This is a genomic window from Acidobacteriaceae bacterium (genome assembly GCA_028283655.1).
Classification (GTDB): domain Bacteria; phylum Acidobacteriota; class Terriglobia; order Terriglobales; family Acidobacteriaceae; genus Granulicella.
In genome coordinates this window covers 2811481-2833102 of sequence record JAPWKE010000003.1, presented here as the reverse complement: position 1 = coordinate 2833102, position 21622 = coordinate 2811481, and the positions used below count along the sequence as shown (strand labels likewise).

Annotated in this window: 22 protein-coding genes; 14 read left to right on the top strand and 8 right to left on the bottom strand. The window is 60.5% G+C overall.

Annotation, left to right across the window (positions count from 1 at the left end):
- The first annotated feature begins 3 nt into the window (after nucleotides 1-3).
- The 4 genes from PW792_14755 (at nucleotide 4) to efp (ending at nucleotide 3776) form a co-directional block, all read left to right on the top strand.
- Nucleotides 4-648 (top strand): hypothetical protein, encoded by a 645-nt coding sequence (locus PW792_14755; GenBank protein MDE1163181.1) that lies wholly within the window; start codon nucleotides 4-6, stop codon nucleotides 646-648.
- A gap of 185 nt (nucleotides 649-833) precedes the next feature.
- Nucleotides 834-2567 (top strand): ATP-binding protein, encoded by a 1734-nt coding sequence (locus tag PW792_14750; protein ID MDE1163180.1) that lies wholly within the window; start codon nucleotides 834-836, stop codon nucleotides 2565-2567.
- A gap of 144 nt (nucleotides 2568-2711) precedes the next feature.
- A complete protein-coding gene (locus PW792_14745) occupies nucleotides 2712-3155 on the top strand; it encodes a response regulator (protein ID MDE1163179.1) in 444 nt (147 codons plus the stop codon).
- A gap of 60 nt (nucleotides 3156-3215) precedes the next feature.
- Nucleotides 3216-3776 (top strand): elongation factor P, encoded by a 561-nt coding sequence (efp, locus tag PW792_14740; protein MDE1163178.1) that lies wholly within the window; start codon nucleotides 3216-3218, stop codon nucleotides 3774-3776.
- A gap of 81 nt (nucleotides 3777-3857) precedes the next feature.
- On the opposite strand, the gene PW792_14735 is transcribed toward efp, so the two are convergent.
- Nucleotides 3858-4565, bottom strand: a complete 708-nt coding sequence (locus PW792_14735) for a hypothetical protein (GenBank protein ID MDE1163177.1) — start codon at nucleotides 4563-4565, stop codon at nucleotides 3858-3860.
- A 247-nt stretch (nucleotides 4566-4812) separates the two neighbouring features.
- Between PW792_14735 and PW792_14730 the strand changes: the two genes are divergently transcribed.
- From PW792_14730 to PW792_14720, 3 genes are all read left to right on the top strand, one after another.
- Complete coding sequence (locus PW792_14730; GenBank protein ID MDE1163176.1) at nucleotides 4813-5094, top strand: acylphosphatase; 282 nt, start codon at nucleotides 4813-4815, stop codon at nucleotides 5092-5094.
- 7 nt (nucleotides 5095-5101) lie between these two features.
- Complete coding sequence (locus PW792_14725; GenBank protein MDE1163175.1) at nucleotides 5102-5641, top strand: adenine phosphoribosyltransferase; 540 nt, start codon at nucleotides 5102-5104, stop codon at nucleotides 5639-5641.
- Nucleotides 5642-5891: 250 nt separating this feature from the next.
- Nucleotides 5892-6716: an energy transducer TonB gene (locus tag PW792_14720; protein MDE1163174.1), complete on the top strand. Its 825-nt coding sequence runs from the start codon at nucleotides 5892-5894 to the stop codon at nucleotides 6714-6716.
- Here the strand turns inward: PW792_14720 and PW792_14715 are convergent.
- On the bottom strand, nucleotides 6713-7882 hold the full coding sequence (locus PW792_14715) for a GGDEF domain-containing protein (protein ID MDE1163173.1): 1170 nt from the start codon (nucleotides 7880-7882) through the stop codon (nucleotides 6713-6715). The two genes, PW792_14720 and PW792_14715, sit on opposite strands and share 4 nt — an antisense overlap.
- A gap of 191 nt (nucleotides 7883-8073) precedes the next feature.
- Here PW792_14715 and PW792_14710 point away from each other — a divergent pair, with 191 nt between their 5' ends.
- On the top strand, nucleotides 8074-9120 hold the full coding sequence (locus tag PW792_14710; GenBank protein MDE1163172.1) for an NAD(P)-dependent alcohol dehydrogenase: 1047 nt from the start codon (nucleotides 8074-8076) through the stop codon (nucleotides 9118-9120).
- A gap of 135 nt (nucleotides 9121-9255) precedes the next feature.
- Here PW792_14710 and PW792_14705 read toward each other — a convergent pair whose 3' ends face one another.
- From PW792_14705 to PW792_14695, 3 genes are all read right to left on the bottom strand, one after another.
- Entirely contained in the window at nucleotides 9256-9519 is a 264-nt protein-coding gene (locus tag PW792_14705) for a hypothetical protein (protein ID MDE1163171.1), read from the bottom strand.
- 7 nt (nucleotides 9520-9526) lie between these two features.
- Nucleotides 9527-10699, bottom strand: coding sequence for a lactonase family protein (locus tag PW792_14700; protein ID MDE1163170.1), 1173 nt, complete (start codon nucleotides 10697-10699; stop codon nucleotides 9527-9529).
- A 110-nt stretch (nucleotides 10700-10809) separates the two neighbouring features.
- Nucleotides 10810-11256 carry a hypothetical protein gene (locus PW792_14695; GenBank protein ID MDE1163169.1) on the bottom strand — a complete coding sequence of 149 codons (447 nt, stop codon included), beginning with the start codon at nucleotides 11254-11256 and terminating at the stop codon, nucleotides 10810-10812.
- A gap of 63 nt (nucleotides 11257-11319) precedes the next feature.
- Here PW792_14695 and PW792_14690 point away from each other — a divergent pair, with 63 nt between their 5' ends.
- The 4 genes from PW792_14690 to PW792_14675 all read left to right on the top strand — a co-directional run bounded on the left by PW792_14690 (nucleotide 11320) and on the right by PW792_14675 (nucleotide 14925).
- Nucleotides 11320-12474, top strand: a complete 1155-nt coding sequence (locus PW792_14690) for a DUF481 domain-containing protein (GenBank protein ID MDE1163168.1) — start codon at nucleotides 11320-11322, stop codon at nucleotides 12472-12474.
- Nucleotides 12475-12569: 95 nt separating this feature from the next.
- Entirely contained in the window at nucleotides 12570-13310 is a 741-nt protein-coding gene (locus PW792_14685) for a hypothetical protein (GenBank protein ID MDE1163167.1), read from the top strand.
- A gap of 135 nt (nucleotides 13311-13445) precedes the next feature.
- Nucleotides 13446-13706, top strand: coding sequence for a hypothetical protein (locus PW792_14680; protein ID MDE1163166.1), 261 nt, complete (start codon nucleotides 13446-13448; stop codon nucleotides 13704-13706).
- 106 nt (nucleotides 13707-13812) lie between these two features.
- Nucleotides 13813-14925 (top strand): LacI family DNA-binding transcriptional regulator, encoded by a 1113-nt coding sequence (locus PW792_14675; GenBank protein ID MDE1163165.1) that lies wholly within the window; start codon nucleotides 13813-13815, stop codon nucleotides 14923-14925.
- Nucleotides 14926-15110: 185 nt separating this feature from the next.
- On the opposite strand, the gene PW792_14670 is transcribed toward PW792_14675, so the two are convergent.
- From PW792_14670 to PW792_14660, 3 genes are all read right to left on the bottom strand, one after another.
- Entirely contained in the window at nucleotides 15111-16070 is a 960-nt protein-coding gene (locus PW792_14670) for an alpha/beta hydrolase (GenBank protein ID MDE1163164.1), read from the bottom strand.
- Nucleotides 16071-16131: 61 nt separating this feature from the next.
- Entirely contained in the window at nucleotides 16132-16881 is a 750-nt protein-coding gene (locus PW792_14665) for an SDR family oxidoreductase (protein MDE1163163.1), read from the bottom strand.
- A 48-nt stretch (nucleotides 16882-16929) separates the two neighbouring features.
- Nucleotides 16930-18219: an MFS transporter gene (locus PW792_14660; protein MDE1163162.1), complete on the bottom strand. Its 1290-nt coding sequence runs from the start codon at nucleotides 18217-18219 to the stop codon at nucleotides 16930-16932.
- A 167-nt stretch (nucleotides 18220-18386) separates the two neighbouring features.
- Between PW792_14660 and PW792_14655 the strand changes: the two genes are divergently transcribed.
- The gene (locus PW792_14655; protein MDE1163161.1) at nucleotides 18387-20387 is read left to right on the top strand and encodes a DUF4962 domain-containing protein; all 2001 of its coding nucleotides are present in this window, start codon (nucleotides 18387-18389) and stop codon (nucleotides 20385-20387) included.
- A gap of 168 nt (nucleotides 20388-20555) precedes the next feature.
- A complete protein-coding gene (locus tag PW792_14650; protein MDE1163160.1) occupies nucleotides 20556-21608 on the top strand; it encodes an alginate lyase family protein in 1053 nt (350 codons plus the stop codon).
- Nucleotides 21609-21622 lie beyond the last annotated feature (14 nt).

Here is a 21622-nt window from a genome sequence, read left to right as displayed (position 1 = left end):
ACTATGTCTGTTCTCACCCATAATCCGAAGCCAGGGCTCTGGCGTCGCGCCGCCATGCGACTCGCCGCCACGGCAGTCGCTGTCCTGTCGTTCGCCCTGCCAGCCGCTGCGCACGCGCAGCATGGCTCCTGGGACCTCGGCATGATGTACACGCAGGAGCGTTCGAAGTTCGTTGGAGCGGACACCGCCAACAACTACTTCTACCTTCGCGGAGCGAGCATCGACGTCGGCTACACCCTTTGGAAGGGCGTCGGCGTCGTTGGCAGCGGTACGGGGCTCGTCGCCACCAACCTGCTGGGCAACATCGACATTCAGCACATCGAAGGCCTTGGCGGCCTGCGCTACACCTATAACTGGGGCCATATCACGCCGGAGGCCTCGAGCCGCAAGCTCGGCGTCTTTGTTGAAGCCAAGGGCGGATACACCCTTGGCACCAGCGGCCTCTACCCTGTCAACGGGGTCGTGCAGAACCACGCTTCGGGCCTCACCTATGCGGGCGGCGGCGGCGTCAACGTGCACGTGTACCACCGCTTTGACCTGCGCCTCGTAGACGCGCAGTACGTCATCACGAAGCTCCCCAACGGGACCACAAACCAGCAGAACACGCTTCGCGTCTCTGCAGGTGTGAACTTCCACTTCGGGCCTTAGAGCACCTCTGCCATCGAGCTCCTCACAGCCTCCGTCGATAGACGGCGGCTGCTCCTGACTGTCGCCCTTGTGCGGTGATCTCTTCCGCTCCGGTCAAATCGTCCCCCCTCGTTTTATGCGTTTGGTGACAAACTGCCGGAACCTCTCGAACGTCTCCTTTGCGAGATGCATCATAACCTTCGACGATGGGCGAACATACATATGCTTCCGAGCTTGGGTCTGGCTCTTTGAATACGCGCACGGAAAGGCAGTTTCGCCTGCTTGTTGGCACGGGTCTTCTGCTGGCGAACGAGCGCTCGCTGGACGTCATTGTGCAGGCTGCGCTCGACGCAGGCCTCCAGCTCTGCGGTGCATCGTTTGGTGCTTTTTTCTACAACCAGCGCGGTGACGACGGCGAAAGCTATGACCTTTATAAGGTCTCAGGCGTCGATCCCAAAGAGTTTGCAAAATTTCCAATGCCGCGGAACACGCCACTCTTCGCGCCTACGTTTGACGGCACCTCGATCATCCGCTCCGACGACATCCTCCAGCATTCGAGCTACGGCAAGAACGCCCCGCTCAAGGGGATGCCACCTGGGCACCTGCCTGTCCGCAGCTATCTCGCTGTACCGGTTCGCAGCCGTTCCGGGGAAGTCTTCGGTTGCATGCTCTACGGCCACCCCGAACCCGGCATCTTTGAGCAGGCTTGTGAAGACCTCGTGGCGACGGTCGCCTCGCAGGCTGCCGTCGCAATCGACAACGTTCGGCTTACCGACACCATCCGTCAGGAAATAGCTCTTGCCGATGAGGCGCGTCATCAGCAGCGCCAGGCTGCGCAGCGCCTGCAACAGGCTCTTGAAGCGGGCGCCATGGGAACCTGGTCCTGGGATCGAGCGACAGATCTGGTGGAGCTGGACGAACGGGCTGCCGCGCTCTTTGGAGTCGCACCGTTTCAACCTATATCGCGCAGTGAGCTTCGGCTTCAACTCGTGCATCCCGACGACCTGGAGCGTACGCCGGAAAACATGGTCGAGCGTTTGCTCGAAGGAGATTCATACACCTCCGAAATCCGTATTCTGCCCCCAGAAGGAGGCATTCGCTGGATCGCGATCGCGGGAACAGGCTCATACGACGAAAGCGTGGCCCATGCGACAGGTATGAGCGGAACGTTGCAGGACATCACCGCGCGAAAGATGCAGGAAGCCACCCTCCGGCAGACTGAAAAACTGGCAGCTACAGGGCGTATGGCGGCCACCATCGCGCACGAAATCAACAACCCGCTCGAGGCCGTCACGAACCTTATCTACCTCAGCAAGACCGACCCCGAAGTGCCCGTCGGGGTGCAGAAACTGCTGGAAATGGCGGACACTGAGCTTGCTCGCGTCTCCCAGATCGCGCAGCAGACGCTCGGTTTCTATCGCGACACCACCCGGCCCGTGGAGTTCGACCTCGGCCAGCTCGTGCAGGACTCCGTCGACCTCTTCGGTCGCAAGCTACTCGGCAAAAAGCTGCAATGCTCCGTCGATATCGACAAAAACCTCCGCATGTTTGGCCTTCAGGGAGAGATCAAACAGGTCTTTTCGAACCTGCTGGTCAACGCGATCGACGCTTCGCTGATCAATACCACCATCTGTATCCGCGGACGTCATGTCATGCGCGAAGGCGTGCAGGGCATCCGAATCGTGGTGAGTGATCACGGCTCTGGCATCCCTGCCGAGATGCGGCACCGGATGTTTTCCCCGTTCTTTACGACCAAACAGTCGGTCGGCACCGGGCTGGGGCTTTGGGTCACGCGTGGCATCGTAGAAAAGCACGGCGGAACCATCCGTTTCCGTTCTTCTACTGAGTCGCCCTCAGGTACGGTCTTCCGCGTCTTTTTGCCCACCGAGCTCAGCGGAATCGACGCGTTCAGCGTTACGCAAACTCCCCTCGTGCAATAAACGTTCGGGTAAACTAATGTTTGGAGAGCCGAGTACCGTATTTTCACCGGCATCTCCCGCTGCACAGGTCACTTACGTTGTTCGGCCGCATGGCCGACGGGGTGAAGGTTTGTGCCGCCAGGCCCCTGCCACAGGACACTGCTGATGAATCCGACCCTGCTTTGCTTTGACTCCCGCAAGCCTTCCATCCCGATATCCGCCGACAACGGTGGAGAAGTCGAGAACCAGGGAGCTGCTCCGCGAATTCTCGTCGTCGATGATGAAGTGTTGATTGCCGATACGATCGTGCAGATTCTGAACCGCAGCGGTTTTATCGCCGAGGCTGTGTACGGTGGTCAGGAAGCGATCGAAGCGGTTCGCCGTTACTGCCCCGAGTTGGTGCTGAGCGACGTTCTGATGCCCCACGTTGATGGCGTGGAGGCAGCGATTGCGATTCGCGAGCTTTGCCCGGAGACGCGCATCGTGCTCTTCAGTGGCCAGGCTGCAACACTTGAAATTCTTGCCCGCGCGCATGAGCGCGGCCACAACTTTGAGCTTCTTCCGAAGCCGATTCACCCGACGCAGCTCATCAAGCATCTGCGTCAGTAACCCGAGCCGCCGCACAGGCAACCAGTGCGGCGTTCAACGATCCACTGAGGAGTGTTCCCCATGGCGATTCCCGCCACACAAATGCGTCCCGGCATGGTCATCAAGTTCAAGGATGATCTCCACCTGGTTTTCTCCGTTGAGCACCGTACGCCCGGCAACCTCCGCGCCTTCATCCAGGCCAAGCTGCGCAACATCCGCACGGGTGCCATGTTCGTCGAACGCTTCCGCTCGCCCGATCCCATCGACCGCGTTTTCGTCGAAGCGATCAAGATGGAGTTCCTCTACAACGACGGCGACGACTACTACTTCATGGACCAGAACACCTTCGAGCAGACCCCGCTCAAGCGCGATACGCTGGGCGACGCCGTGGACTACCTCACGGCCAACCTGCTCATCGAAGTGAGCTTCCACGACGGCAACCCGGTCGGCATCGAACTGCCAACCTCTGTCGAAATGGTCGTTGTTGAAACCGAGCCGGGCATCAAGTCGGCAACGGCTTCGTCGGTCACCAAGCCTGCCAAGATGGAAACCGGCCTCGTCGTTCAGGTGCCGCCCTTCATCAACGAAGGCGAGCGCATCAAGATCGACACCGCCGAAGGCGCCTACATGAGCCGCGCATAAGCGTTGTTTCCTGGAAACAGCAGAACGGGCAGCCTCTTGGAGGCTGCCCGTTCTGCTTGTTCTCAGTATCCCGAGCTGTTCTTAGAACTTGTAGAAAACGCTTACGGCCGGTTCGGTCGTTACGCGCCAGCTACGTGTTGAAATAGCCGCCGTCTGGAAGTTCGGCGAGCGGTAGTACAGCGAGCGCCCAGAAATGCGGAAGCCGATGTGCTTGTTATGCGTAGGCAGATCGAAACCCGCTTCCAGCAGGCCTGCACCTCGCCACTGCGCCGAACCATACGTCACATCTTTCGCGTTCACCGCGTTGCCATGAGGGTTGAAATCGATGGCGCCGCCACCCACCACCACATAGGGCTGGAACGGAATGTGCTTCGGATGAATGAGGTAACCAGCGGTTGCCTCGTGATAATCCACCGGAACCGCGACAGACTGCCGCGCCGCCGTGCCCGCATAGTTGAACGAGTAGCGCTCCTGGTAGCGGGTGAACCCATAGTTCACCTCGACGCCTGCCCAACTGACCGGGTGGAACTGGAGCGAGCCGATAAAGCCCGCCGACCAGGTGGTGTCCTGACGCTGGTTCAGCACGGTCACAGGCGCATTGTTGCTGGTTGTGGCCGCTACTGAACGTGGGCTGTCGGTAAGGATCGTATTGAACTGTCCGGTACCGCCCACGGCGACGTTTCCGTTGTTGAGTTTCCACCACTGCGCGTGCGCGGTGCCCGCAGAAAGAGCGAGCATGGCGGTGGCAGTCACAAGGCAAGTTGAAGAAAGGCGAAGCAAGGACTTCATGGGTATGTCTCCATCTGTTGCTGGAAGACGCGACCCGGCGAGGCTCCCACCCAAGAGAGTGTGGAGCTGATTTCCTTGCAGCGTCTTCGCAGTATTTCGGTACAGCTTTTGCGACCAGCGAAGCGTGCTGCTGATGCTACGGCTACTTTGTTAGGTAGAAAGATGCGTGGCTTCTGGCCCCCGTTGCGTGGACTTCTCTGGTTCGGTTGCGTGGCATGAAACACTCTGCGACACTTGAGCCTGACCTATGGTGTTGCATTTCCTCATTCGCGGCCGTGTTCAAGGCGTTGGTTTTCGCTGGTTTGTCCATCGTGAAGCAGCTGCGCTGGAACTTCGCGGCTGGGTTCGCAACACCGAAACTGGCGAGGTGGAAACCGTAGCGGCTGGATCGCCGGAAGACCTCGCCGAACTGCGCAAGGCCGTGCAGAAGGGCTCACGCGGAAGCCGCGTCGACGCCGTTCTCGTGCACGAACTCGATGAGAGTGAAGCCGCTGCGCTGGGACCGTTTCAGATCGAAGGAGCCTGGTAAACCCGCAATGGCATACGAAATCAACTGTGAACCGCTGAAGGACCTCATTCGCACCGTTCCCGACTTCCCCAAGCCTGGAATTCTCTTCTACGACATCACCACGCTGCTCAAGGACCCCGCAGGTTTCGCGCAGCTCATCGATGCCTTCGCCGCACACTACATCGGCAAGGACATCGACGTGGTTCTGGGCACGGAAGCTCGTGGCTTCATCTTCGCTCCGGCCATTGCGTACCGCTTGAACGCGGGCTTTGTGCCCGTTCGCAAGCCCAAAAAGCTTCCTGCTGAAACAGCGAAGGTCAGCTACGACCTCGAGTACGGTTCGGACTCGCTCGAAATCCACCTCGACGCGATCAAGCCCGGCCAGCGTGTCCTGCTCGTCGACGATCTGCTCGCCACCGGCGGCACGATGCAGGCAACCGTGCAGCTTGTCGAGAAGCTCGGCGGCATCGTTGCGGGCATCGCCTTCGCGATCGAGCTCGACTTCCTGAAGGGTCGCAACAAGCTCGAAGGCTATGATGTGTACAGCCTTCTGCACTACAACGACTAATTTCATTTCACGTTAGGATTTTTCCCTGATGAAGATGCGAGCGGTAGCCTGCTGTGTTCTTTCGTGCTGCGCCTTGTTGACGAGCTCTGCTTTTGCTTTCACGAGCAAGGAAGAGAAGATAGCGGCTGCCGCAGAGCATCTGAAGACCATTGAGACGGTCAACTCGCTTGATGGCGAGAACATGAAACCGTGGCATCTCAAGTACAGCTATACGCTGCATGGTGCTGGTGGAAAGAGCGCAACCGGCACCATGGAAGAGTGGTGGGTAAGCCCTTCTAAGTGGCGAGAGGTGCACACCGAGAACGGCAAGAGCTCCACTCACATGTATGTTGATCAAAAGGAGTACCTATCTCCAGACCCTCTGCCGATGGAAGCGGCACTGGTCACTCTGCACGAAGCCATCGTGCATCCGGTTCAGTTTATGAGTGATGGCGGAACCGCTGGCTTGAAGCCTGTGGAGCCTCAAGAGCATCCAGAAAAGTTTGGCTCCTTGGCGCTTTCCTGCGTGGAGCGTGCAAGGGCCATTTCCTCCGAAGATACGATTCCATTGGGCCTTTTCCCTACGTTTTGTGTCTCTGCAGACAATGCGCTGCGCGTGACCTCAGATTCAGGTGTGCTCATTGTGGCGAACCTGAGCGGGAAGTTTCAGGATCATAATGTCGCGGTGAAGCTGACCGGCTCACAAAATAACGTCCCCCTTTTCGAGGCCAAGATCGATAGCCTTCGCTCGATGGAAGATACCCCGGCGGATTGGTGGACAGAGGGGTTGGAGATTTACAAAGGCGGGGCAGTACGCATTGGATCCGGAGTCATGTTGGGGCAACGCCTTTCGACGGTGCCACCACAATATCCCGCCAGCGCCAGAGCGCATCACGTTTCCGGAGCGGTCTTGTTGCGCGCCATCATCGGTGAGGACGGTCATATTCGAGAGCTTGAGCCGGTATCCTTCCCCAGCGCTGATCTTGCCCTCGAATCGGTTCGCGCCGTTTCGCAGTGGACGTACAAACCCTACATACTGAACTTCAAGCGCACAGAGGTCGAAACGAGTATTGTGGTGAATTTCAACGTCTACTAGTTGACGGTTGTTTGTGGCTTTTCAAACACCCGCACCTGATTTCGTCCCTCTTCCTTCGCGCAGTAAAGCGCCTTATCGGCCTCTCGCAGCAGCTCTGTCGCGGTACCGACAAAGCCTGCCCGCGTCGTCGTCAGTCCGACGCTGATCGTCGTTCGAATCACGCCAGCAGGCGAGGAGGTCTCCTCATATTTTTCGATAGCGATGCGCACCCGCTCCATCAGGGCAGCCGCCGACCGCGAATCCGTTCGCGGCAGCAGCAGCACAAACTCTTCGCCGCCGAGCCGTGCCACCGTATCCGATCCGCGCAGCGTACTGCGCAGCAGCTTCGCCACACCTGCCAGCACCGCGTCGCCGCTCACATGGCCGTAGCGATCATTTAGCTGCTTGAAGGAGTCCAGGTCGAGAACCGCAATGCTCAGCGTGCCGCCATGCTCTTCGAGTTGCAGCATCTCGCGGTCAAGCGCTGCCCGCAACCCGCGACGGTTCAGCACCTGCGTCAGCGGGTCGACCAGGTTCAACAACGACAGCTCCGCCTCGGAGCGCGAACTGATCATCCAGAAGAACGCCAGCGGCAGTACGGAAGCGGACAGAACATACGCCACGGCCGTGATCAACTGCACATGCCAGACCTTGTCCGGATCGAGCTTCGGGCCAAACGCAAGCACCGCTCTGCCAATCTCAATCGCGGCAAACGGAAAGAAGAACGCGCTCTGCAAGCGTCGCGCCATCTCCGTCGCCTTCTCGGTAGACGCCAGGAGGATCGCGCCGCTGACAAGGCATACAAGGCCGATTGTCAGGTCCTGCAACGCGTCGCCCGCAACGTGGTCGGTGCGATGGCTCCACAGCAGTTGCAGCGGCAGCGCGGCTAGTACGATGCCCATGGAAAGCGTGACCGTCCATCGCCAACGGCGCACGAAGTGCACCAGCGCCACGTTCAACAACGCATACGAGAGCGGAATCATCTCCAGGTTCACGCCACGGGCCAGCCACGCTGGAAGATGCGGCGCGGCGAAGTCGAGAATCGCGCCTGCAGCATTGGCCAGAAAACTGACCCAAAGCCAGAACCGGGTGGGTTCTCCGCGATGCTGCAGCGCGATGAATCCGAAGAGAACGCAGAAGCAGAGAAGTTGTACGTCCTGAATCAATAGGAGCGCGTCAATGTACATCCATGGGCCTCAACAGTCGGAAGGAGGGGCAGACGGCAGCTCCGGGTTACTATCGGCGAAGACCTCTGCATGGCAAACATTCGGGGGCACTTCCATTGTGCGAAGTTCATCGAACAATCGCAATAGCTTCTGCTTCCAATGGCCGTTGTTCGCATCCAATTGGTATCTAGACGCCAGGAGATATTAAGGCAATGATCCAGACCCACGGTTACGCCGCGCCCAACGCCACCACTGACCCCCAGCCCTTTGACTTTGGCCACCGCGAACTGCTGGCTAACGACGTCCACATCGAGATCGAGTTCTGCGGCATCTGCCACTCCGACATCCACCAGGCCCGCAACGAGTGGGGCGGCTCCATCTACCCCATGGTTCCAGGCCACGAGATCGTCGGCATCGTGAAGGCTGTCGGCTCGTCCGTCAGCAAGTTCAAGGTTGGCGATAAGGCCGCCATCGGCTGCATGGTTGACTCCTGTCGCTCCTGCGAAAGCTGCAAGTCTGGCGAAGAGCAGTACTGCACCAACGGCGGCATGACCCCGACCTACAACGGCAAGGGCCGCGACGGTGTTCCCACCTTCGGCGGTTATGCGACCGACATCGTTGCTGACGAAAAGTACGTGCTTAGCGTTCCTGATAGCCTCGACCTTGCCGCAACGGCACCGCTGCTCTGCGCAGGCATCACCACCTACTCGCCCCTGAAGCATTGGAACGCAGGCCCCGGCAAGAAGATCGGCATCGTTGGTCTCGGTGGCCTCGGCCACATGGGCCTCAAGTTCTCGCACGCCTTCGGTGCGGAGACGGTGCTCTTCACCACCTCGGCCAGCAAGGTCGAAGATGGCAAAAAACTTGGTGCTGATGCCGTTGTTTTGACGCGCGAAGAGAACTGGCACGCACCGCACGCTGGTTCGTTCGACTTCATCCTCGACTGCGTCTCGGCCGATCACGACATCAACCCCTACCTGAACCTCCTGAAGCGCGACGGCGTGTACTGCACCGTCGGCCTGCCTGAGGATCCGTTCCAGGTCGCAGGCTTCTCCATCATCGGCCGCCGCTTCATGACCGGCTCGATGATCGGTGGCATCCACGAAACACAGGAGATGCTCGACTTCTGCGCCGAGAAGGGCATCGTATCGGACATCGAGATGACAACCTTCGACAAGCTCGCCGACGCCTGGCAGCGTGTCGTCAAAGCAGACGTAAAGTACCGCTTCGTGCTCGACTGCAAGGAACTCCGCAAGTAGTCCGCAAGCAAAGGCACAGGGCTCAGTAAGCAACTCCTGCTCAATTCCTTCGTCTTGCAAAATGAGTTCGACAACAGTGAAGGCCGCCTGAACTCCGGCGGCCTTCACTGTTTGCTACTCCCTACTTCCTGGCGCTCAAACAATCTCCACCACATCCAGCCGCTCATCGTCCGCCAGATACCGCTTCCGCCGGAACCAATCCTCCATGCGTTCGCGCAGAAGCTCCACCGGCACTCGCCGACCGATCTCCATGCGGCCATCGCTCACCGGCAGTGTGTCGTCGAAGATCGCATCGTTGGTGAAGTTCCGCATCGCGAAGTTGTCGATCTTTGCCAGCGGCGCCAGTCGACGCTGCCCGCTTGCACTCACCGCTTCGATCAGCACCAGACGATCAAACATATCTCGCTCACAGCCACTGGAGAAACATCGGTGTATTCGCCGCAAAGATCTTCGGCTTAGGCTGTACGTGGCCGGTTTCAGGATCATGCGCGAAGACGGCAACCGTCCCCGGAGCACTTTGGTTGCATACCGCCAGCCACCGCCGCGAAGGATCGAAGGCAAAGATGCGCGGCACCTTGCCGCCGCAAGGGAAGCGTTGTTGCTCCTGCAGCGCACCGCTCTTCGCCTCAATGCGATAGACCACAACGTCATCCACGCCACGGTTGCAGGTGTACGCAAAGCGCCCGTCCGGCGAGATCAACAGCTCGCAGCCGCTTGCACCTCTGCGGGTCGCGCCCTTGGCAAACGTAGACATCGCAGAACCCGTCCGCAGCGTCGGTTGTCCGTGGTTCCAGTCATAAAGGTCGATCGTGCCATCCAGCTCATGCACGCAGTAGAGCCAGTGCCCGTTCGGATGAAACGCTACATGCCGCGGCCCGGAGCCCGGCCGTGCTGGCGTCCGGTGCATCCCGCTCACCTGCGGCAGCGCCGTGTGCGGAGCCAGCGGAAAGACCAGCAGGGAATCCGTCCCCAGGTCGCAGACCACCACATACTGGCCGTCCGGTGAAAGCGTGGTGCAGTGCAGGTGCGAGGCGTCCTGCCTGTCGCTCACCGGGCCAACCCGCCCGCACACCGGCTCCGTGTGGCAGTTCAGCAGCGTCGCGGGCTCATCCACCAGCGAGCCGTCCTTCGCCAACGAGTACGCGGCGAAGCTGCCCGCCGAATAGTTCGCCACATAAAGCGCCTTACCCGTCGGGTGCACAGCGATATAGCAGGGGCCGTCGCCGTGCGAGGAGACTGTGTTCAGCAGCGAAAGTTCAGCCGTTGCGGCCTTCACGCGGAACGAGGAAACCGCAGGCTTGCGGGCCGGGTTCGGCTTCTCGCCATCACCCACCGAGTTCACGCTGTAAAGCACCGGCAACGTCGGGTGCATCGCGAAGAAATCTGGCCGCGCCGTAGCGATCGCGACCTCCTGCTTGCCGATCTCGCCGGTCGCCGCGTTCCAGGGGGCGCGGAAGATAGCATCGCCCGTATCGGTGCCAAGCAGCACCCAGCGCGGTTCAGGACGCAGCGCAAAGGCGCGCACGGCAAAGGGAAGAGCTGCTCCGGCAACAAGGAAGTGGCGGCGAGTCGTAGTCATCAAGAAAAGGATACGCCGCCAGCCCTCGCAGGCTTAGTGCCGGGGGCTGGCTTAAACGCCCAGCGCCACGACCGAAGCCGTGGCGCTGAAGAATCTGTATCTCTGTCTGCCTAAATTTCGGTAGCCAGCGTATGCGGCTCGCCGGGCAGTTTGAAGTCCAGCTCCGCCGGGTGAGCATCGCTGTTCACCACGGGCAGTGCGGGCAGCAGATCGGTGCGGCCAGCTTCGCTCACCACGGCCGCAGAGCCTTCCAGCACCTCGTCCACGGTCATCGTGTACATCTCACGGCCATTGTCATAGCCGGTTTCGATAGCGTTCTTCAGGTACCGGCCCGCAATCTGCGCGGCGAGGTAATCGGTGATCACCTTGCCGTTCTTACGCTTCTGCTCAATCCATGCCTGGTTCGGCAGCGCAACCCACACGCCGCGGCCATCAATGGAAAAGCGAACGTCCGTGGCATCGGCATGGCGAGTGGCAATAGCCACCACCGTACCCTTCCACACGCAGTGCTGTGGTTCTCCGGTCCAACGGTCGTGAGCGACGAAATCTTCGTACATATCCCTCTCAGGGTAGCTGTTCGTGTACTTGCGAAGCAAGCGGGGGCGTTTATTCTGGAGAATATGATGCTACGCACAAAAGCAATTCTCGCCTCGGCAGCCTTCGCTGCCCTGTCTTGCGCCGCGGCGTTCGCTCAGGCAAAGCCCGCGCCCGACGTCGTGGTGTTTACCAACGGCGACCAGATGACCGGTAAGTTCGAACGCTTCGTGGGCGGCTCGATCGTCTTCAAGAGCGACATCACCGGCGAGCAGACCATCGGGCTCGATAAGATCAAGGAACTGCACTCTGCGACCCCCTTCGTGGCGATCAAGAAGAAGACCCACAAGCAGGTGGAAACCACGCACGGCGCGGTTTCTGTAGAAGGCAAGAACATCGTCCTGACGCCTGAAAGCGGCGCGCCGGAAACCATCCCCGCAGCGGACCTCGCATTTTTGATCGACGAACCGACCTACCAGAAGGAGATGTCGCAGCACATCGGCTTCTTCTCCGGCTGGAACGGAACGGTGACCGGCGGGGCGGCAATCGTGCGCTCCACCACCACCTCGACGACGTTCACCGCCGGTGTTGGCCTGATTCGCGCGATTCCCTCGGTACCCTACCTGCCCGCGCGGAACCGCACGACATTCAACCTGTCGGAAACCTACGGCAAGCAGGACGCCCCGACGATTCCTCCCACCACGCCCGCCACCCCCGACGCCATCACGAAGACCAACATCTTCCATGCGGACGCGGAGCGCGACCAGTATCTGACCGCAAAGCGCCTATACGTTCTCGGAACAGCATCGTTTGACCACAACTACTCTCTCGGTCTGCAATCCCAGCAGATCTACGGTGGCGGTCTCGGCTGGACGCCCATCAAGACGCCTAAGCAGACACTCGACCTGAAGGGTGACGTTCACTACGAGATGCAGACATTCTTCGCCGCTCCTGGCGTTGCGATGCAGGCAGACGTTCATCTCTTCGGCTCCACCTTCACGGAAAGCTACACGCGCAACCTGCCCAAGGGCATGGTGTTCACCGAGTCGGGAGACTTCCTGCCCGGTTGGACCGAGATGCACGCCTACTCGGCAAATGGCACGGCAACGCTTACGCTTCCGGTCTGGAAACGCCTGGCCGCCAACGTCTCCACGACGGACAACTACATCAACAATCCGTCGCCGTACTACAAGCACAACTCCTACCAGTTCACGACTGGTCTGAGCTACACACTGCACTAAACTGCGGTTGACCGCAGAAATCAGCAAAACGAGCCCGCAAAATGTTCTAATGGAGAACAGGAGCGGGCTCGTTTTGCCTGCAAGGAGTTCGTCTGGTGAAGTTCGTAGTTGCGAAGCATGTCGTGCGGTCTTTGGTAGCAGGTAGTGTGATGTTGCTGGCCACGGCCGGCGCTCTTTCCGCGCAGGATGTGCAGGAATTCAAGCCGCTGAAGAAGACGCCCGTTCGTCGCGCCCGCCGCGAGACCAACGCCAGCCGTGAAGCCCGTATTCAGCGCACCATTAACGCTACATACGCTCACCCGTGGGAAGTCTTCGGCGGCGGCGGTTACCTGCGCTTCCGCTCTGGGGAAAGCACCCAGAAGAACAACGAAGTCAGCTGGGCTGTAGCTGTACACCGCTACCTGAACCCGAAGTTTGCCGTCGTCGGCGACGTTCGTGGTTCCTTTGGTCGCGCCCACGCGCTCAAGTTCAACGATCTGCAGCAGATTCCGAACCCGCAGATCAACGAGTACACCTTCATGGGGGGCGGAAACTACCGCTTCTATGGCAAGGAAAAGCTCGCTCTCAGCATCGAAGGTCTCGCTGGCGCAGGCTGGGGACTCTTCTCCGGCGGCGCAAAGGGCCTCTCCGGTACACAGGTTGGCCTCTGGCAGGACGGCGTCCGCCCGGCCTTCTCCGTTGGCCTGAACCTGGACTATAACTTCTACCCCAACCTCGCCTTCCGCGTGACCCCGACCTACGTTGGCACCACCTTCGCCGACGCAACCTCGGGCACCAAGGTGCAGAACAACATGGGCTTCAACATGGGTGTGGTTTACCGCTTCGGCAGCCACTAGACCTCTGGCCGCAAAGCCTGCGGCATCCCCGGATATCGAGCGGTAAGGAGAGTTTCTCCTTACCGCTCTTTCGTTTGCCCACTCTTGCACACCGCCGTAATCAGCTCACCAGACTTCGGGGCGTAAGATAGGGGTATGTCCAACGGTTCGGAATCCAAGAGCGTAGAAGAGCAGCAGGCTGAGGCGGCAACACCCCGTGCCGATCGACCAGAAGACAAAACAGCCGAACGGCTCGCCGACGCAGACCTCAAGCGTCGCATCCAGGCCCTGGAACTGCAGCGGGAACGCGTTCTCAGCGAGCGCACCTCCAGTGCTCATCGCCGCACCGCTCTTGAGCAGGCGCTCGCCACCATCGAGGTTGAACTCGAGCAGCTCGGCTGGTCCATTAAGCTCTAACGTTCGCTCCGTTTTTCGATGGGGCGCAACGGCTAAGCGTTATCGATAACACGCTCGCCAACTTCGCTCTGTCGAAGTCGAATGTTTGCGTTACCATCATGGGGCAATGAGCAAACCGGTGCGTTCCACGCCCTCTTCTCCGTCGAAAGCAATCTCCAGGGCAAAGCGCCCCGCCACTCTGGCCGACGTAGCGCGCGAGGCAGGCGTTGTCGCCATGACTGCGTCCCGCGCCATCAACGGCACCGGCTACGTCAGCGAGGCCGTCCGCGCCAAGGTGCAGAAGGCTGCACAGAAGCTGCAATATCGCCCCAACATGCTGGCGCGGCAGCTCAAGGGCCGCCGCTTGAACGCCATCGGTGTTATGCTGCCGGACATCGCAAACCCCTTCGCCAGCGAGCTCATCGAAGGCATGAAGCAGGTGCTCGACCCGCTTGGCTACACCGCGTTTCTTACCACTGCGGGCCGTGGCGTTGAGCAGGAACGCGCAGGCCTGCAGGCTCTCGTCGACCATCGCGTCGACGGCCTCATCGTCGCCACACGCGGCACGCTTATCGGCAACGAAGCCATCAAGACGCTCGCCCAGCAGGGCATCCCCATCGTCACCATCGGTCGCCCGATCGAAAACGTCCCCGTCGACTGCATCGCAGGCGACCACTACCAGGGCGCCTTCGACGTCGTCTCGCATCTCATCAAGCTCGGCCACAAACGCATCGGCTTCATCGGCATCGCGCCGGAGGATTCCCACACTCTGCGTCGCCACGAAGGCTACGCCGCCGCGCTCAAGCAGGCTGGCCTCACCTTTCGCCCGGAGTACACCGTCGGCCCGGCCAACGCGCCCGCGTTTGCCACGCAGGAGGACGGCTACGAAGGCATGCAGCGCCTCGCCGCGCTGAAGAACCCGCCCACCGCTGTCTTCGCGCGCAACGATTTCGCCGCCATCGGCGCCCTGCGCGCCGCGCATGAACTCGGCCTTCGCATCCCTGAAGACATCGCCATCGCGGGCTTCGACAACATCCCGCTCGCGGCGTACAGCACACCACCGCTCACCACCGTGCAGCAGCCCATCCGCGAGCAGGGCAAGCTTGGCGCGCAGATGCTTGTCGACCGCATCGAAGGCAAGCTGAAAGGCCCTCACCAGCTCCAGCGCATGGCCTGCCAACTCGTCGTCCGCGGATCGACCGACGCGAAGAACTCAGCAGGGAAGAAGAAGAAGAGCTAGGATTCTCATCCGCAAGAAAAGCCTCCCTCGCCCGTGAGGTGGCCACGAACGATAGGTCGCGGCTTTAGCCGCGACATGACGCCCAACCTAAAAAGGGGCTTCAGCCCCGGCGGGACGATCTCTCCCGCCGTACCAAAACAATGGCCGGAGCCTCAACAAGGCCCCGGCCATTCTTACGTCTGCGCTTACTTACTCGTCACAATATGCTGCGCTTGCAGAAACGCCAGCACATCCACCCACACCGCAGCCATCTCCGGAGGAGTCCACTTGCCATGCCCGGCACCAGCCACCGTGTGCATCTCCACTGGAACGTTCAGCTTTGTGAGGTCTGCCTTCAACGTCGTCGACTGTGTATAGGGGACCACCGGATCAGCATCGCCATGCGCGATGAACGTCGGCGGCAACCCCGCCCGCAGATACGTATTGGGAGACATCGCCTTCGCCATCTTCAGGCTGTCAGGGTCCTTCGCGCCTTCGCCGCCCACCCATCGCACCGTGGACTTCGACAACGGAATGCCGCTCGCCACGACGCCATACACATCCGGGATACCGTAGAAGTCCAGCACCGCCGCCACTTTCGGCACCGGTCCGCACTCCGGCGGATCAAGCTCCTTGCTCGCAGGCAGATACCCCGCCATCAACGCCAGATGCCCACCTGCCGATGTGCCATACGCCACGATGCGCGACGTGTCGAAGTGATACTGTGCCGCGTTCTTCGCCACCCACGCCAGCGAGCAGCGAACATCTTCCACCGCTGCGGGAGCCTTCGCTACACCGGTCAACCGGTAGTCCACGCTCACCACGCTGAAGCCCATGTTGATCAGCGGCCGAAACCCGCCCTGCGACTGCGGGCGCTGTCCCTTCCACCACGCTCCTCCGTGCCAGTACACGATCACCGGTGCAGCCTTGCCGCCCGGCTGCTCATACACATCCAGCACCTGGTCAACGCCCGAGCCATGGTGATACACGATCTCCTTGTGCTCAATCGCCTTGATGTGCGGAAGCCCCGGCGGCGTTGTGTCAACGTGTTCGCTCGCGGCCGTCTCATCATTCGACGGCACCGGCTTTGCTGGCTCCTGGGCAAACGCAACCGTGCTGACGCACAGAGTTGCGCAGAGAAGAGAACGCTTGAAGATCGTCATCATGTGCCTCAAAAAGAGTATGCGCGTGCGCGACCGTATCGCCGCGCACGCGCTGCTGCTTCGTCTAGCTGAAGAGAATACCGCCGTTGATGTCGACGTTCGTTCCGTTCACGAACGACGCTTCACTGGAAGCAAGATATGTCACCAGATCGGCCACTTCGCTCGCATCGCCCTGGCGTCCCAGCGGAGTCATCCCCGCAACACGCTCGCGCACTTCCGGCTTCGTAAAGTCATCGTGGAACTTTGTCGCGATCATGCCGGGGCACACCGCATTCACGCGGATCTTGCGTCCTCCAAGCTCTTTCGCCAGCCCGCGAGTCATCGCCATCAACGCGCCCTTCGACGCTCCATATGCGATGCCGCCAGGCCCGCCGCCATCGCGTCCAGCCTGCGACGCCACGTTCACAATCGCGCCACCATCGCTCATCAGCGGCAGCGCCGCCTGCGTGGAGGCGAAGATGCTCTTCAGGTTCAGGTTCAACACGTAATCCCAGAACGCATCGTCCATCTCTTCCATCTTCTTGCGTGCCACAAGTCCGCCAACCACGTTCACCAGCACACCCACCGGCTGGTTGAAGTGCTTCTGCGCGTCTTCCACGAACTTGCGAACAGCCGCAGTATCCATCGCATCCACCTTTGCGGAGAAGGCTTCCGTGCCGGCAGCCTTCACTTCGCTCAGCACCTTCTCCGGGTTTGAGCTGTTGTAGCTGAGGGCAACCTTGCATCCGGCCTTGGCCAGAGCAACAGAAATCGCGGCGCCGATATCGCGGCCACCGCCAAAGACGATCGCCAGTGTGTTGTCGAAGTGAGGCATGGGGAGTATGTCCTTCCTGTGTGTACGAGTGTTGTGGTTGTGCGGCGTCTACGCGTCGCCAAGTCGATGAATGCGGCCGCCAAGCAAAAACAGGCAAAGCAGGCCGATCGGAGCAAGCACGCCAGCCAGGGTCAGCACCGAAGAGTATCCAAAGTGCGTCACCACCCAGCCCGTGCCGAGGTTGAAGAAGAGGCTCGAAATACCGGCGGCCATGCCGCCCATGCCCGCCACCGTACCGATTGACTCCTTCGGGAAGTAGTCGCTGGGTAGCGTCTGCACGTTCGAGATCCACATCTGAAAGCCGAAGAGCACGATGCCGATGAAGATCATCGCCGCATAAATGTTGTGCGAGTGCGCCGCAAAGATGCCGAACGGCATCATGCACGCAGCGATCGCAATCGTCAGCTTGCGCGAAAAGTTGATGCTCTTGCCTGCGCGAATCAGGCGTCCGGAAAGATAGCCGCCAAACAAGCTCCCGCACGCTGCCAGCACATAGGGTGCCCACTGGAACGCGCCAATCTCTTTCAAATTGAAGTGATGGACGGCCTTCAAATACGAAGGCAGCCAAAGCATGTAGAGCCACCAGATCGGATCGACGAAGAAGCGTGCCAGCAGAATCGCCCACGTCTGCTTGTAGCTAAGCAGCTCGCGCACGTTCAGCGGCGGCCCCAGGATCGCCTTGCGCTGCCCGTTCAGGATCAGGTCCATCTCTTCGGCAGAAAGGCTTGGGTGCTTGTTCACCGGGCGATAGAGAAACAGCCACGCCGCCAGCCACAGAAAACCCAGTGAGCCAATGATGGCAAACGTCCACCGCCAACCCACACGCGGCTCAATCACGGTCGCGACCAGCAGCGGTCCAATCACGCCACCCATCGACGCGCCGCCGTTGAAGATCGCCATGCCCAGCGCACGTTCGCTCTCGGGAAACCACTCGCCAACAACCTTCGCCGCTCCGGGCCAGTTGCCCGCCTCGCCCAGCCCGAGGAAGAACGAGCACGCCGCAAACGAAGCGAAGCCAGCAATCAGCGAGTGCGCCATCGCCGACAGGCACCACACAATCACCGAAACCGTGAAGCCGATCCTCGCACCGTAGCGGTCGTAGAGTCGACCGGAAAGCGCCTGCGACAGCGTGTACGCAAACAGCAGGATCGCACCCACCCAGCTATAACGCTCCGCCGAGATATTGATCTCCGGTCCGAAGCGCGTAAACAACAGTCCGATGCTCGTACGGTCGATGTAGTTGATGCACGTGATGACGAACACCATGCCCACAATCCACCAGCGCAGCCCGCGAATCGTTGCTCGTCCTGAAGGGCGCGTGCTTGTGGCGAAACTCATCAGCGTTCCTCGATCCTCAGCGGCGGCGGACGGCTTTTCGACCGTTCCCATGCTGTGGTAGTGTCATCGGGTGCTAACGATAACAGATTTCGCGCACACGGATACAGCGGAATCTAAAATCGTCCTCAATCTCACGTTTTACGCTGGTGTTTCGTAAGGAGACTGCTTTGGTCCGTTCGATCTCTTCCCGCTTGTTCACTACGGCTCTCGCGTCGCTGCTCGGCGTGGCCTTTGTCGGCTCTGCCTGCGCGCAGGACGCTCACGAATCGCTCGGTGCAAGCGTCCGCAAAAACGCCAAAGGCCCCGCTCCTCTGCTGGAAGAAATGCGCACGCTGCCTTCGTCCGTCAAACCTTCTCTCGCTGGCATTCACCCGCGTGTGTACTTCACTGACGCAGAGCTCGCCGGGCTGAAGACAGAAGCACATGGTGCCAAGGCCGCTGAGTGGAAGCTCGTGCTCAGCGACATTCGTGCGTTGAAAACACCGCCTCCTCCGCCGCCTGCTGAACTGCGCCGTGCACAGAACGAAGTCGCCATGGGCATTGCCGAAGCGGCCTTCGCCTACCGCATCGAAGGCGATCCAAAGCTGAAGGAGGCCGCTCTGCGTTACATGGACGCGGCCGTCAGCTATGACATCTGGGGATACAGTTTCTCGAAGCCCAACACTGACCTCGCTGCTGGGCATCTGCTCTACGGCCTCAGCGTTGGCTACGATCTTCTCTACAACGAGCTCACTCCTGCGCAACGCGACAAGTATCGCAACAAGCTCGCTCGCCAGGGGCATCTCCTGTACGAAGCGTTCAAGAGCAAACCCGGCCGCGTCTACGCCTACAGCCAGAACCACACCTTCATCCCGATGGCAGGCCTCGGCATCGCTGCCTACGCCGTCTACGGCGAAGTCCCCGAAGCCGCCGAGTGGGCAAAGCTTGCGCGCGGCATCTATCAGCGCGTGCTCCAGACCTATTCGCACGACGGCTACTACTTCGAAGGCTATGAGTACTGGATCTTCGCCACGCCGTGGATCATCCACTACCTCGACGCGCAGAAGCACGCCGCCGGAGAAGACCTTTTCAACCAGCCCGGCCTGCACGATATGTACCTCTACGCCGCGCACGATCTGCTCCCAGGCGGCCAGCAGATGTTCGACTTCGGCGACGTCTACGAAGGCCCCAAGTCACGCGCAAAGATCGGCGAGGATTACGAGCGCTCACACCCTGACGGCAAGTTCCTCACCAACTACAACGTGCTCTACGACCTCGCCCGCGAGTTCCACGACCCCAAAACGCAGGGCGTCGCTGACTGGATGCGCGACTCGCTGCACCACGTCAACGCCGAAGAGTGGTGGAGCTTCGTCTGGCGCGACACAAAGCTGAAATCCGCACCCATCGCCAGCCTGCCCACCTATCACCGCTTCCCGGACATGGACGTCGCCTTCTGGCGCTCAAGCTGGAGCGCAGACGCCACCGCAGTCGCCTTCAAGTGCGGCCCGCCCGAAGGCCACGATACGGCGGCACTCGTGCAGAAGTTCCCTGACTGGCGTCTCGAAGATGGCCACGTCCATCCCGACGTCAACAGCTTCATCCTCTTCGCGCATGGCAAGTACCTCACCGGCGACTCCGGCTACGCAGGCGTGCCGAAAACCATCGAGCACAATACGCTGCTTGTCGACGGCCACGGCCAGGGCAAGGAAGGCACGCACGACGCCTGGGGAGCCATCCCCTACGCGCAACTCAACGGCATTCGCCTCACTCGTGCAGAGCTCTCCGCCAGGGGCTTCACGCTCGTCGGCGAAGGCGCACCTGCTTACAACAAAGACCTCGGCCTCACTCGCTTCGAGCGCACGCTTGAACTCAAAGACTCCACGCTGAAGGTGAGCGACAACCTCCTCTCCAGCAAGCCTGTCGTCTACACCGAAGTGCTGCACTCCGACACGACCATCGGGGAAGCAGGGAAGCTGCGCTTCGTCATTCCGGCGAAAGACGCCGCGCTCCATGTCTCCGTGCTCGCGCCGTCCGATGCCGCGGCAAAGGTCGAGCCCAACATCGTCATGGGCCCTGGGCGCCCCGGCTCCGTCGACAAGGGCACGCCTGAGCAGCGTGGCGAGCGCGTGCTCGTTTCCACCCCCAGCGCAGCGGAGTCTTCCTCTTTCCGCTGGAATCTCTCTTTCTAGAAAGCACTCAAGAAAGCACGCACAGGAGGATTGCCAGTTCCTTATGTGCGTGCTTATAATTCGCGCGTTCTGCTAGGAAGTTATCGTTAGCATGTGAACGTTGCCAGCCTCCGGCTGTCCTCGTTCCGCTTCGTTGCCTTTCCTGTCAGACCGAAAGGCAACGCGCGCATGAAGCTTCTCTCCGCAACGGCACTCCTCACGCTCTCCCTCGCCACCCCGCTCTTTGCCTCTGCAGCGCCGCTGCGTTCGCCGTGGGACGAGCGCACGGTAAAGATCACCACCGCGCCCTACACCTGTCCCGCTCTCGCCGCGCTGCCTGCAGACATCGAAGCCTACAGCTACTACTCCGACGCCAAAAAGTCTGTCGCGGACGATACGAAGAAGGCCGCGTACGACGCAGCCAAAGAGCCCTTCGCCGAGCTAAGCACCAAGGCCGCCGCCGCTGCTGACAACTTCCAGCGCACCGGCAACAAAGCCGCCGCGGAGTGCGTTGCGCAACTGCTCACCACGCAGGCCAAAGCCTCTGCCATGACGGGCAAGATGTCTTCCAATCAGGCGCAGTACGTGCAGAACTGGACGCTCGGCGCACTCGCCGTGTCCTGGCTCAAAGTGCGTCAGGCGCAGCCTGCAACCTCTGAACAGCTTGCTGTTATTCAGCCGTGGCTGCAGAAGGTCGGACGCCAGGTCGAGGCCTACTTCCAGGAGCGTCGCGAAAAGAAGAAGACCGACGGCCAGAACAACCATCTTTACTGGGCAGGCTTCGCGGCCATGTCTGCGGGCATCGCCGTCGACGATCATTCGCTCTTCGACTGGGGCATCTCGACCTACAAGGACGGCCTTGACCGCGTGACAGACGATGGCACGCTGCCGCTCGAAATGGCACGTGGTCAACGCGCACTGCACTACCACCTCTTCGCCCTCGCTCCGCTCACGCTCATGGCGGAGTTCGCCACCGTCAACGGGCAGGACCTCTACAGCTACAACCACAACAAGCTTCACCTGCTCGTCATGCGCTCGCTCGCGGGAGAGATCGACAACTCGTTCTTCTCGCAGAAGACAGGCATCCCGCAGGACACGCCGGATAAAGACGGAATCAAGTCCTCTGATGTAGAGTGGGCGCGCCCATTTCAGCGTCGCTTCCCCGATCCTAAAGTCGCCGAGGTTCTCCACTCTGCGGGCATCAAGCCATTTGGATACATCGGTGGCCTTCCGCCGGAGTAAGTCCAGCGCTGCTT